The sequence below is a fragment of the Mesorhizobium sp. M3A.F.Ca.ET.175.01.1.1 genome, assembly GCF_004791945.1.
Classification (GTDB): domain Bacteria; phylum Pseudomonadota; class Alphaproteobacteria; order Rhizobiales; family Rhizobiaceae; genus Mesorhizobium.
Genome location: NZ_SRTP01000004.1, coordinates 456,273 through 469,317, shown reverse-complemented (window position 1 = coordinate 469,317; position 13,045 = coordinate 456,273). Strand labels below are relative to the sequence as shown.

General features: G+C 63.7%; 11 protein-coding genes. 5 read left to right on the top strand and 6 right to left on the bottom strand.

Annotated elements, in window-relative coordinates:
* Positions 1 to 436 precede the first annotated feature (436 nt).
* Complete coding sequence (locus tag EN818_RS13735; RefSeq protein WP_095805007.1) at positions 437 to 1,459, bottom strand: substrate-binding domain-containing protein; 1,023 nt, start codon at positions 1,457 to 1,459, stop codon at positions 437 to 439.
* A 365-nt stretch (positions 1,460 to 1,824) separates the two neighbouring features.
* On the opposite strand from EN818_RS13735, the gene EN818_RS13730 reads away from it, so the two are divergent.
* From EN818_RS13730 to ugpC, 5 genes are all read left to right on the top strand, one after another.
* Positions 1,825 to 3,180 (top strand): ABC transporter substrate-binding protein, encoded by a 1,356-nt coding sequence (locus tag EN818_RS13730; protein WP_095805008.1) that lies wholly within the window; start codon positions 1,825 to 1,827, stop codon positions 3,178 to 3,180.
* A 186-nt stretch (positions 3,181 to 3,366) separates the two neighbouring features.
* Positions 3,367 to 4,380, top strand: a complete 1,014-nt coding sequence (locus tag EN818_RS13725) for a sugar ABC transporter permease (protein WP_095805009.1) — start codon at positions 3,367 to 3,369, stop codon at positions 4,378 to 4,380.
* Between the two features lies 1 nt (position 4,381).
* A complete protein-coding gene (locus EN818_RS13720) occupies positions 4,382 to 5,536 on the top strand; it encodes a carbohydrate ABC transporter permease (RefSeq protein ID WP_095805010.1) in 1,155 nt (384 codons plus the stop codon).
* 4 nt (positions 5,537 to 5,540) lie between these two features.
* The gene (locus EN818_RS13715) at positions 5,541 to 7,205 is read left to right on the top strand and encodes an alpha-glucosidase family protein (RefSeq protein ID WP_095805011.1); all 1,665 of its coding nucleotides are present in this window, start codon (positions 5,541 to 5,543) and stop codon (positions 7,203 to 7,205) included.
* Between the two features lie 31 nt (positions 7,206 to 7,236).
* Entirely contained in the window at positions 7,237 to 8,349 is a 1,113-nt protein-coding gene (ugpC, locus tag EN818_RS13710; RefSeq protein WP_095805012.1) for a sn-glycerol-3-phosphate ABC transporter ATP-binding protein UgpC, read from the top strand.
* Between the two features lie 96 nt (positions 8,350 to 8,445).
* Here ugpC and EN818_RS13705 read toward each other — a convergent pair whose 3' ends face one another.
* From EN818_RS13705 to EN818_RS13685, 5 genes are all read right to left on the bottom strand, one after another.
* Positions 8,446 to 8,676 carry a DUF680 domain-containing protein gene (locus EN818_RS13705; RefSeq protein WP_095805013.1) on the bottom strand — a complete coding sequence of 77 codons (231 nt, stop codon included), beginning with the start codon at positions 8,674 to 8,676 and terminating at the stop codon, positions 8,446 to 8,448.
* A 68-nt stretch (positions 8,677 to 8,744) separates the two neighbouring features.
* Positions 8,745 to 8,951, bottom strand: coding sequence for a DUF680 domain-containing protein (locus tag EN818_RS13700; protein WP_095805014.1), 207 nt, complete (start codon positions 8,949 to 8,951; stop codon positions 8,745 to 8,747).
* Between the two features lie 440 nt (positions 8,952 to 9,391).
* Positions 9,392 to 10,936 carry a DegQ family serine endoprotease gene (locus EN818_RS13695; RefSeq protein WP_095805015.1) on the bottom strand — a complete coding sequence of 515 codons (1,545 nt, stop codon included), beginning with the start codon at positions 10,934 to 10,936 and terminating at the stop codon, positions 9,392 to 9,394.
* A gap of 166 nt (positions 10,937 to 11,102) precedes the next feature.
* On the bottom strand, positions 11,103 to 11,864 hold the full coding sequence (locus EN818_RS13690) for an MBL fold metallo-hydrolase (RefSeq protein WP_095805016.1): 762 nt from the start codon (positions 11,862 to 11,864) through the stop codon (positions 11,103 to 11,105).
* Complete coding sequence (locus EN818_RS13685; RefSeq protein ID WP_095805017.1) at positions 11,864 to 13,030, bottom strand: diphosphate--fructose-6-phosphate 1-phosphotransferase; 1,167 nt, start codon at positions 13,028 to 13,030, stop codon at positions 11,864 to 11,866. Before EN818_RS13685 ends, EN818_RS13690 begins: the two co-directional genes overlap by 1 nt.
* Between the last annotated feature and the right edge of the window lie 15 nt (positions 13,031 to 13,045).

The window sequence follows — 13,045 nt, the reverse complement described above, 5'->3', positions numbered from 1 at the left end:
CCGGGCGAACACCTCATTCGGGTCGCGCCCGGCAAGCAACTGGTCCAGAAGTTCTTTCTCGATAGCCATGTGATGATTCTCTCCTTTCCATCATCATGGCCTCGCGCACAGAATTCCTGACAGTCCCAAAACCCGAGTCGCCGGTCGAATACCACAATCCCAGATACAGCAGTGCCACTAGTACGATGACAATAGCCGCAACTCGAACCAGCACACGCATAGCGTTGTCACCTTTGCTTCGATCTTCCTCCCAAGTCCCGGTTGTCGGCATGATGCCGAACTCATTCGACTATAAAGCGGAAAACCCTCACCAATGCCCCGCGTTCCAAAAAAGCAACGGCGCTTCGGCGATCCCCGCGGGTCAAATGCATCAACGGTCAGCGCCTTCGACCGGCCCTTGAAGAACTCAAGGCCATGATCTTCGCCGCCGCCCTCACTAACCCGGCGCGCCGGCGACCGATCCTCGCACCACCAGATCGACAGGCCAGACCTCACCGCGCGCCCCCTCCTCCAGCCCCGATATCCGTGCCGCCAGGCGTTCGGCGACGCGCGCGCCGGCGAGCCGGATCGAGGAGCGCGTCGTCGACAGCGGCACCGGAAAATTCTCCGGCCGCAGCCAGGGGAAAACGTCGTCGTGGGCGACCAGCGACAGGTCGCCCGGAATGGTCAGGCCGAGGTCGCGCACGGCACGCACCACGCCCAGCGCCATGATCAGGCTGGAGCAGACGATCGCAGTCGGCGGCTCGCCCTGCTCGAGCAGGCGGCGGGCGGCGCGGTAGCCGTTCTCCTCGGTCATGGTCGCGGAACAGATGTGGCGCTCGCCAAACGCGAGCCCGCTCGCGGCCAGCGCCCGGCGCACGCCGCGCTCGCGGTGAATGGCGAAGGTCTCACGGTCGTCGCCGTTGATCAGCGCCAGCCGCTTGTGGCCGAGCTGGACGAGAAGCCTTGCCGCCTCATGGAAGGCGCCCTCATTGTCGATGTCGAGATAAGGATAGTTGAAATCAAGGCCCTCGCTGCGGCCATGAACGAGGAACGGGATACCCAGCGTGTTGACCAGCGCCAGCCGCCGATCGGCCGGACGCGGCGATGAAATATAGACGGCGTCGACCTGGCGGTTGGCGACGATGCGGCGGTAGGTGGTCTCCTGGTCGTCGGCATCAGCCGGCGAGAGCACGAGGTCGAGCTCATGCGAGCGGGCATAGTCGCCTAGGCCGGACAGGAACTCGACGAAATGCGGATCGATGTCGACCGCATTGCCGGTGGGCAGCACGTAGCCGATCATGCCCGACTTGCCGGTGGCCAGCCGGCGCGCGCTGGGGTTCGGCCGGTAGCCATGGCGCTTGGCGGCATCCATCACCCGGCGCCGCGTTTCCTCGTTGACTTCTGGATAGCCGTTCAGCGCCCGGCTCACCGTGGTCTGCGAGAGCGACAGCATATGGGCGAGTTGCTTCAGGTTCACGGAGGCCCCCGACACCTCAAAGCGCTTTCAATTTGAATCAATCCAATGACAGCCCCACGACGCTGCTGGACTTTTCGACCATAGGGGCCGGGTGGACCCGTTTGAAGCCGAAATTGCTGCTGCACCGCCAAAAAAGCATGCTGCACTGCACTTTCGTACTCTCCGCGATGAAATTTAAATCGATTAATGTCCGCGACCCCTTGACTTCCGGTCGATTCAATGGCGAGATCAAAAAAGCCAAAGCGCTTTGGAAGGCTCTTCGAAAGGTTGCGGTTCTCCTCTCGCTGAGTCACAGTTTCCGCGGGCGTCGGCGGACGAAATGGAGGTTTCGTCCGAACCATTCATGACCACTGGGAGGAACAGCGATGAAGAAGATGCTTCTCTTGGGTGCCGCGTTCGCCGCACTCGCCCTCAGCCTGCCGGCGCATGCCGAGCTGAAGTTCAAGCCGGGCGAGGACCCGCGCTTCCACTGGGCAAATTACGACGACCTCAAGAAAGTCGACCTCAAGGGCGAAACGCTGACGATCTTCGGGCCGTGGCGCGGCGAAGACGAGACCTTGGTGCGCACCGTTCTCGAATATTTCCAGGAGGCCACCGGCGCCGAGATCAAATATTCCTCGTCCGAAAATTACGAACAGCAGATCGTCATCGACACCCAGGCCGGCAGCCCTCCCAATATCGCCGTTCTGCCGCAGCCCGGCCTCATCCAGGACCTGGCCTCCAAGGGCCTGCTGACGCCGCTCGGCGACGACACCGCCAAGTGGATCAAGGACAATTACGGCGCCGGCCAGTCCTGGGTCGACCTCGGCACGTTCAAGGACAAGGACGGCAAGCCCGGCTTCTTCGCCTTCCCTTACAAAGCCGACGTGAAATCGTTGGTCTGGTACTCGCCGGACAATTTCGAGGAAGCCGGCTACAAGGTGCCGAAGACGCAGGAAGAACTCGCCGACCTCGAGAAGAAGATCATCGCCGACGGCGGCAAGCCGTGGTGCATCGGTCTCGGTTCGGGCGGCGCCACCGGCTGGCCGGCGACCGACTGGGTCGAAGACATCATGCTGCGCACGCAGACCCCCGATGTCTACGACAAGTGGGTGAAGAACGAGATCCCCTTCAACGATCCGGCCGTGGTCAATGCCATCGACATTTTCGGCAAGATCGCCACGGACGACAAGATGGTCGACGGCGGCGCCAAGGCGGTCGCGGCGACCGACTTCCGCGACAGCCCGAAGGGCCTCTTCGCGGTGCCGCCGAAATGCTACCTGCATCACCAGGCCTCGTTCATCCCGACCTTCTTCCCGGAAGGCACCAAGCTCGGTCAGGACGCGGACTTCTTCTACTTCCCGCCCTATGCCTCCAAGCCCGATCTCGGCACGCCCGTGCTCGGCGCCGGAACGCTGGCCATGATCACCAAGGACTCCAAGGCGGCGCGCGCCTTCATCGAATTCCTGAAGATGCCGCTGGCGCATGAGATCTGGATGGCGCAGGGCGGCTTCGTGACGCCGTTCAAGGCGGTCAACAAGGAAGCCTATGCCAGCGACGCGCTGAAAAAGCAGGGCGATATCCTGGCCAACGCCTCGACCTTCCGCTTCGACGGCTCGGACCTGATGCCCGGCAAGATCGGCGCGGGCTCCTTCTGGACCGGCATGATCGACCTGGTCGGCGGCAAGTCCGCCCAGGACGTCGCCACCGACATCCAGAAGAGCTGGGATGCTATCAAGTAGGCCGCCGGTGGCGACCTGACGCTAGACCTTCCTGATCCTCCTACTGGATCCGGGCTACGGCCCGGATTCGACCGGCAATGGACGCCGGACCGGTTTGCGTTCGCTCGTTCCGAATAAACTGAATCGGCGCATCCTTATCGCCAGGGCTGCTTCGGCCCGGCCGATCATGCGCAGGGAGAGGGACCCATGGCGGCTCAGATTTTCTCGGCCATATTCGTCATCATCATCGGCGTCGGCGGCTGTGTCGCCTATTTCTGGGGCGCCAACAAACTGCTCGACATCATCTTCCCCTCGCGCGGGGTCTCGGGCACCGCGGCGGTCGACAATCTGCGCCGGCAGGGGCTGGTGCGGCCGTGGCTGTTCGTCGGCCCGGCGATGATCATCCTGACCATCTACCTGATCTATCCGGTGATCGAGACGTTGCGGCTCTCCTTCCTCGACCGCAGCGGCGCCAACTTCGTCGGCCTCGCCAACTACGAATGGGCGTTCGGCGATCACGATTTCCGCAACTCCATCCTGAACAACGTGCTGTGGCTGGCGGTGGTGCCGGCGGCCTGTACCTTTCTCGGGCTGATCATTGCCGTGCTCACCGACAAGATCTGGTGGGGTACGATCGCCAAGAGCCTGATCTTCCTGCCTCTCGCCATCTCCTTCGTCGGCGCCAGCGTGATCTGGAAGTTCATCTACGAGTATCGCGGCGAGGGGCAGGTCCAGATCGGCCTGCTCAACGCGATCATCCAGTATTTCGGCGGCCAGCCGCAGGTCTGGATCTCACTGCCGTTCTGGAACAACTTCTTCCTGATGATCATCCTGATCTGGATCCAGACCGGCTTCGCCATGGTGATCCTGTCGTCAGCGCTGCGCGGCATTCCGGAAGAGACGCTGGAGGCCGCGGTGATCGACGGCGCCAATCCGTTCCAGATCTTCTGGAAGATCATGGTGCCGCAGATCTGGGGCACCATCGCTGTCGTCTGGACCACCATCACCATCCTGGTGCTCAAGGTGTTCGACATCGTGCTGACGATGACCAACGGCCAATGGAACAGCCAGGTGCTGGCCAATCTGATGTTCGACTGGATGTTCCGCGGCGGCGGCGATTTCGGCCGCGGCGCCACGATCGCCATCATCATCATGATCGCGGTCATTCCGATCATGGTCTGGAACATCCGCCAGGCCAACAAAGAGACGGGAGGGCACTAAGATGTCCGCCAAGACCGGAAAGTCCTTCGCCAGCCGCTTCGGCGTCCACATCGCGGTCCTCGTCTTCGTCGTGATCTGGACCATCCCGACGCTCGGGATCCTTGTTTCGTCGCTGCGCGACAAGGACCAGATCATCGCCTCGGGTTGGTGGAATTCCTTCGCCAGTTCCAGCCAGACCGAGGCCGGCCGCCTGCCGGCCGCCTCGGCGCAGGTGCAGAAGGACGGCAAGTATGTCATCGAAGGCAACATCTTCGGCGACGGCCCCAAGCGCGACATCAGCGCCTTCGGCGTCAAGGCGGCAGCGCCGACGCAATACGCCGCCGGCACGGCGGCCGATCTCGGCGAGGGCGTGACGTTGCAGGTGAACGCCGACGGCGGTTTCGTGCTTGCCTCGCCGAAAGCCTTCGAGGGCGAGCGCGGCCAGCGCGTCTATTTCGCCTCTTCGGCGCCGCCGAAATTCACCACCGACAATTATGACGCCGTGCTGTTTTCGGAAGGCATCGGCCGCTCGTTCATGAACTCGCTGACGGTCACCATCCCCGCGACCGTGATTCCGATCCTGATTGCGGCCTTCGCGGCTTACGCGCTGGCCTGGATGCGCTTTCCGGGCCGCGCGCTGCTGATCGCCGTCATCATCGGCCTGCTGGTGGTGCCGCTGCAGATGTCGCTGATCCCGCTGCTCAAGCTCTATAACGGCGTCGGCGCCTTCTTCGGCGTGCCGTCGAAGACCTATCTCGGCATCTGGCTGGCCCATACCGGCTTCGGCCTGCCCTTCGCCATCTACCTCTTGCGCAGCTATATCGCGGGTCTGCCCCGCGAGATCATGGAATCGGCCCGCATCGACGGCGCCAGCGATTTCGAGATCTTCGTCAAGATCGTGCTGCCGCTGTCGTTCCCGGTGCTCGCTTCATTCGCCATCTTCCAATTCCTGTGGGTATGGAACGATCTGCTGGTGGCGATGGTTTTCCTCGGCACGGCACCCGACCAGATCGTGCTGACGGCGAAGCTCAATGCGCTGCTCGGTTCGCGCGGCGGCAATTGGGAAATCCTCACGACCTCGGCCTTCGTGACCATCATCGTGCCGCTGATCGTGTTCTTCTCGCTGCAGCGCTATTTCGTGCGCGGGCTGCTTGCTGGCTCGGTGAAAGGAGGTTGAGACAATGCAATCGGCTTTGAAGGCGACTTCGAGACCAGACCCCGCTGTCGACCGCGACTGGTGGCGGGGGGCGGTGATCTACCAGATCTACCCGCGCTCCTATCAGGACTCCAACGACGACGGCATCGGCGACCTGAAAGGCATTGTGCGGCGGCTGCCCTACATCGCCTCGCTCGGCGTCGACGCCATCTGGATCTCGCCCTTCTTCAAATCGCCGATGCGGGATTTCGGCTACGACGTGTCGGATTATTGCGACGTCGATCCGATGTTCGGCACGCTCGCCGATTTCGATGCGCTGGTGGCGGAAGCCCACCGGCTCGGCCTCAAGGTGATGATCGACGAGGTGCTGTCGCACACCGCCGACATCCATCCGTGGTTCAAGGAAAGCCGCTCGAGCCGCGGCAACCCCAAGGCCGACTGGTATGTCTGGGCCGACGCGAAGCCCGACGGCACGCCGCCCACCAACTGGCTGTCGATCTTCGGCGGCTCGGCCTGGCAGTGGGACACCAGCCGCCAGCAATATTACATGCACAATTTCCTGGCCGAGCAGCCGGACCTCAACTTCCACAACGCCGAAGTCCAGGACGCGCTGCTCGACGTCACCCGCTTCTGGCTCGAGCGCGGCGTCGACGGCTTCCGGCTCGACACCATCAACTTCTATTTCCACAGCCAGGGACTGGAGGACAATCCGCCGCTGCCGCCGGAAGAGCGCAACGACCAGACGGCGCCGGCGGTAAACCCTTACAACTACCAGGACCATATCTACGACAAGAGCCGGCCGGAGAATCTCGGCTTCCTCGAGCGGTTCCGCGCGCTGCTCGAGCAATATCCGGCCCAGGCCGCCGTCGGTGAGGTCGGCGACTCCCAGCGCGGACTGGAAGTGGTCGCCGCGTATACGGCCGGCGGCAAGCGCGTGCACATGTGCTATTCATTCGACTTCCTGGCGCCCGAGAAGATCAGCGCCGCCAAGGTGCGCACGGTGCTGGAAGCCTTCGGCAAGGTCGCCACCGACGGCTGGTCGTGCTGGGCCTTCTCCAACCATGACGTTATGCGTCCGGCATCGCGCTGGGCTGCCGACGAGGCCGATCCGACCGCCTATCTCAAGGTGATCTCGGCGCTGTTGATGTCGCTGCGCGGATCGGTCTGCATCTACCAGGGCGAAGAGCTCGGCCTCGGCGAGGCGGAACTTCAATTCGAAGACCTGCAGGATCCCTACGGCATTCGCTTCTGGCCGGAATTCAAGGGTCGCGACGGCTGCCGCACGCCGATGGTGTGGGATGCAACCGCAAAGAACGCCGGTTTCTCGGGCGCAAAGCCCTGGCTGCCAGTGCCGGACAAGCACCTGTCGCAAGCGGTCAACGTGCAGCAGGGCGACCCGAACTCGCTGCTCGAGCATTACCGGCGCTTTCTTGCCTTCCGGCGCCAGCACCCGGCGCTTGCCAAGGGCGACATGGAGTTCATCGCAAGCGATGGCGACACCGTTGCCTTCACCCGCCGCGAGGGCAATGAGCGCATCGCCTGCGTCTTCAACCTCGGCAGCAAGCCTGCCGAGGTCGATCTCGGCAAAGCCACGCTGAAGCCCTTGTCGGGACACGGCTTTTCGGGACAGACTGGCTCAGGGCCCATCCGCCTCGGCGGCTATGGCGCCTGGTTCGGGCGTATCGACTGAGTTTGCAACAGACAACTGGGAGGACGAAATCATGGCCGATGTCACGCTGAACCAGGTGCAGAAATCCTACGGCAACATCCACATTCTCCACGGCATCGACCTCGACATCAAATCGGGCGAGTTCATCGTCTTCGTCGGACCGTCGGGCTGCGGCAAGTCGACCCTGCTGCGATCGATTGCCGGGCTCGAGGAGATCACCTCGGGCGTGCTGCAGATCGACGGCGAGGTGGTGAACGACGTGCCGCCGTCGAAGCGCGGCATCGCGATGGTGTTTCAATCCTATGCGCTCTATCCGCATATGACGGTCTACGACAACATGGCCTTCTCGATGAAAATCGGAAAGGAGAGCAAGGCCGAGATCGACAAGCGGGTGCGCCAAGCCGCCGAAATCCTGCAGCTCACCAAATATCTCGACCGGCTGCCCAAGGCGATGTCGGGCGGCCAGCGTCAGCGCGTCGCCATCGGCCGCGCGATCGTGCGCAATCCGAAGGTGTTCCTGTTCGACGAGCCGCTGTCGAACCTCGACGCCGCACTGCGCGTCGCCACCCGCATCGAGATCGCCAAGCTCAAGGAATCGATGCCCAACACGACGATGATCTACGTCACCCACGACCAGGTCGAGGCGATGACGCTGGCGGACCGGATCGTGGTGTTGAAGGAGGGCCGCATCGAGCAGGTCGGTACGCCGATGGAGCTCTACAAACGCCCGGGCAATCTGTTCGTCGCCCAGTTCATCGGCTCGCCGGCGATGAACATCCTGCCGGCGAAGATCGAGAGAGCCGGCAACCCGACCCTGGTCAGCCATGTCGGCGAGCGCAAGGCGACGGTGCCGATCGCCACGCCCGCCTCGGCGAGTGGCACGGCGGTGAGCTTCGGCGTGCGGCCGGAGGATCTCGCGATCGCGACCGGCACCGATTATCTGTTCGAGGGCAAGGTCGACTATATCGAGCAGCTCGGCGAGGTTCAGCTCGTCTATGTCGATATCGGCCGTGCCGACCTGCCGCTGGTAGCCAAGCTGCCCGGCAATGTCGAGGTCAAGCGGGGCGAGACGCTGCGGCTGAACGCGAGCGCCGGCGACCTGCACATCTTCGACGCAGACGGCCATTCCTTCACGCTGCATCGGCCTGAGGCGAAGGCGGCCTGACGTCGCCGATTGCGGCGGGAGCCGCATCCTGTCCGGCTAAAACAAAGAGCGGCGAGCCAGGCCCGCCGCTCCGATTGGTGCACTGTCCAGGGTCGGTCAGCGGCCGAAGAGATTGCGGTCGCTGCCCTGCTGGGCCGACTTATGCACGTCGCCAGACGTGTTCAGCAGCTTGTAGACCGGCGAGTCGGAACCGACCGACGAGGTGCGCGTGGTGTCGACCGTGGCGGCCGGCTGATCGGCGCCCTTGGCGCCGTAGTTGTCGCTGGCCGCGAAGGCCGCGCTGGAAACGGCCAGAAGGGCGGCCGTGGCAAGAACAATCTTCTTCATTTTGCTACTCCTGAATTTCTTCAATCGACAGCAGCGGGCAAAGCCGCCAGCTGTCCGAAAAATCGCCGTCAGTTGTTGCCGAAGAGGTTGCGATCGGCGCCCTGGGTCACACCCTGCTGGGCGGCGGGCTCGGACTTCCTGATCGAAGCGGTGTAGGAGCTGTCGACGGCGACAGCCTGCTGATCGGCACCCTTGGAACCGTAATTGTCGCTGCCGGCGACGGCGCTGCCGGAAATTGCCAGAAGGGCGGCGGCAGCGAGAACAATCTTTTTCATTTTTGGTACTCCAGTATCATTATTTCCGTCCGTCTAGCGGCGTGTCTTGGGAATGAATTCGCGTCGTTCGGACAGCCCCGATGTGGGTCAGCCGAATGGCCAATTCCAATCACGAAGTTGTTCCGGCTGGACCAAGAATCCACATCTTGAAATTGTACCTGCGCCTCCCACCAATTCCAATTTTCGCTTTTGTTTCAATCCGTTGGTCAAGTTCGCGGTTTGGCTCACCGGCGGAGTCGCACCGCCGGTGTTCACCCGTCCTGCACGCTCCGTCAACAGAAACGAACCGTTCGGTTCGATTTTAGAATGTGCTAATAGTCACTTTTGGATACCTTGCGCCGCCTTGAGGCCGCGTCCAGGCACGATGGCGGGCAAGCCGAGAGCATTCGGCCAGCGCCACATTGGGTGACCTGCCGGCCGCACCGGCAGGCCTGCTCGCGTCAGCCTGCTGCGAAAGGAACGGCGATGAAGATCTGCGCGTCGCCGCGGTCGACCAGCAGCAGCACGGACCTTCTGCCCGACTTTCCGGCTTCCGCGATCGCCTGGTTTGCCTGCCTGGCGCTCTTCACCGGCGTGCGGTCGACGGCAACGATGACATCGCCGGGTTCGAGCCCGGCCGCGGATGCCGCCTTGTCGGGATTGACGCGTTCGACCACGGCTCCTCGCTGATTGTCGGCCAGGTTGAGCTGCTCGCGGATATCGGGCGTAAGATCGGTCAGGCCAAGGCCGAGCGAAGGCACGCGCAGGCCCTGTTCGGCCGACGGCTTGCCGCTGTCGCCATTGGACGCCGTCTTCTGGTCCTCGGTGTTGCGGCCGACATCGGCGGAGATCTGCATCACCTTGCCGTTGCGCCAGACGTTCACCGTTTCCTTGACGCCGGGAGAGACATCGGCGACGGCGCGTGACAGGTCCTTGGGGTCCTTGATCTCCTGGCCGGCGAAGCCGGTGATGACGTCCCCGGTCTCGATGCCCGCTTTGGCCGCCGGCGACCCGTCGGTGACCGCCGAGACCAGCGCGCCGCCGGGATGATCGAGACCGATCGCGCTGGCGACGTCCTGCGTCACCGGCTGGATCTGGACCCCGAGATAGCCATACTCGATGTCGCCGCCCTTCATCAGCTTGGCGACGACCTTTTCGGCCTGATCCGAGGGGATGGCAAAGCCGACGCCGACGCTGCCGCCATTGGGCGAATAGATGGCGGTGTTGATGCCGATGACACGGCCGCTCACATCGACCAGCGGACCGCCGGAATTGCCGTGGTTGATCGGCGCGTCGATCTGGATGAAGTCGTCGAAAGGCCCGCTGTGCAGATCGCGCCCGCGCGCCGAGACGATGCCGGCGGTGACCGTGGTGCCGATGCCGAACGGATTGCCGATGGCCAGCACCTGGTCGCCGGTCATCAGCTTGTCGGAATCGCCCCACTTCACTGTCGGCAATGGCTTGTCCGCCTTGATCTTCAGCACCGCCAGGTCGTTCTTGGCGTCATGGCCGACCAGCTTGGCGGGAAGCTCGGTGCCGTCGTCGAGCGTCACCTTGATCGAGGTCGCGCCGTCGACGACATGGTTGTTGGTGACGATGATGCCGTCGGAGCTGACGATGAAGCCGGAGCCCAAGGCTTCGGCGCGCTGCGATTGCTGCGGCGGCGTCTTCGGCATTGGCATGCCCTGATCGCCGAAGAATTGCTGAAAATACTGGTCAAAGGGCGAATTGCCGTCGAAGGGCGAGCCCTCGCCCATCGCTTCGGGCTGCGCCTTCATGACCGTGGTGACCGTGACGACCGCCGGCTTGGTTGTGGCAATGATCGGCGCGAAGGAGCCGTTCGGAGCCGTGATGCCGGGGACGGGCGTCTGGGTCGTCGCAGCCGCGTTGCTGAGACCGGCGTTGCCGCCGCTTTGCGCGAAGGTGACGACAACGGGCGAAATGATCAGCGCAGCGCCCAGCAGGGCGGCGACGCGATGTCTGCGAAGAATGCTTGATGGTGACATGGTCGTTCTGTCCGGGCGAGAGTTGACGTTGCGCCGCGGGATTCTCGAGGCAGCCGTCGGCGTGTCGAGGACCGGGAATGCCCGTCTCGCCATGCAGGCGGCCGGCCTGATCGACCGCCAAGCATGTAGGGTCCGGAATGGCCCGAATTAGGGTTTCGGCGTGACCTTACGAAGATTTAATCCCGGAAGCGCTCATGAACCGCTGCCTGCGGCGCAGATAGGCAGAGGCGATCTCGCGCATCCTGGCGCGGTCGAAACTCGGGCCATGGCCGCCATGACCGACCCGGATGGGGAGTTCGAGCAGGCGCTGCATGCTACGGCAGTAGGCGGCGCGGTCGGAATCCGGCAGATCGTCGATCAGCATGCCGTCATAGATGGCATCGCCGGCAAAGAACAGGCCGTCGGCCTCGTCGAACAGCGCGATCGAATCCGGCGAATGTCCGGGAAGATGCAGCACGCGGAATTTGCGGTCGCCGAGATCGACGATGTCGCCCTCATCGAGCGCGCGCGTCAGCGGCGCCGGCAAAATCCGGTAGTCGGCCGCCTTCCAATCCGGCGCCGGCAGTAGCGATACGGCACTGTCGAGAGTGTGGAACATGTAGGCGTAGGTGACGGCGTCATCCATGCCGTCGAACTGCGCCGCGCTCATCTTGGGCCCCATCCTCAGCGGAAATTCGTGCAGCGAGCCGACATGGTCGAGATGGATGTGGGTGGCGACGACGATCAGCGGCTTGCCTGCCGGCGTCTCGATGTGAGGCGCCAGCGGGCAGATGCCCATGCCGGTGTCGACCAGGAGATCGGCGTCGCGGCCTTTGACGTGCCAAATGTTGGCGCGCACGAAATCATGCACGAAGGGCTCGGTCAGCATCGTCGTCGCGGCATCGACGACGGCCTTGCCGAACCAGTCGCCAACCACAAGGTCGCCCATCAGACGAAGGGCTTGCCGACCTTGTATTTCTCCGGCACCAGCCGCCTCAGATAGGCCATGCCGGCCTCGGAGAGCTGATTCTCGTCCGGCTTCATGAAATCATCCGGCATGTGCCGCGTCTTGCCGGCGACGGCCTTCAGCGGCACCTTCTTCAGCACCGTCTTTGATCCGTCATACTGCAGCGCCACGGAGCCGCCGCCTTCCTCAGCGACGGCAACCGCGAAGGCGCCGGCGTCGAAGGCCTCCCTGGCGTCTACGGCGCTGATCGCGCCGACATAGCCGCGCGGCATGTAGCCCAGCGCGTCGACACGCGCCCGCTTGCCGGGCAGGCCTTCGGCGAGCGCGCGTTCGAGCGCGGCCGGCAGATCGCTGCCCGACAGCTTGACGTTGCCGTGCTGGTCGCGCTCGAGCTTCTCCGGCGGCACCAGGCTCTCGACCAGCGCCTTGCCGTCGGCGGTGCTGACGCCTTCAGACACGGCGACGATGCAGCGCTTGTGGCGATCGAGCGTCTTGCGCACGTCGTCGATGAACCGCTCGGCGGAGAAGGCGCGCTCCGGTACATAAACCAGATGCGGACCGCTGTCGGGGTCGAGCTGCCAGGCGGCCGCGGCGGCGGTCAGGAAGCCGGCATGCCGGCCCATCACGATGCCGACATAGATGCCGGGCAGCGCGCGGAAATCGAGATCGACCGAGAGGAAAGCGCCGGCCACGAACTCGGCCGCCGAGATGAAGCCCGGCGTGTGATCGTTTTCCTCGAGGTCGTTGTCGATGGTCTTCGGCGCATGCACGAAGGCGATCTTGCCGCCGGCAGCATCGGTCAGGATCTGCTGCGTGCCCGAGGTGTCGTTGCCGCCAATATAGATGAAGGCATCGGCGCCGGCCTTCTTCAAGCCGTTGAGAACGAGCTCGCAATAGGCGGCGTCGGGCTTATCGCGGGTCGAGCCGAGCGCGGCGCTCGGCGTGCCGGCGATCAGCTGCAGTCGGTCCTCCGGAATGGCGGAGAGGTCGACGTAGTTGCCGTCGCGGATGCCGCGCACGCCATGGATCGAGCCCAGCACCTTGGCGCCGGGGTGGCGCTTGCGGATTTCCAGCGTCGCGCCGACGACCGTCTGGTTGATGACGGCGGTCGGGCCGCCGCCCTGCGCGATGACGAAAGTTCCGGCCATGCTTTATGTCTCCCT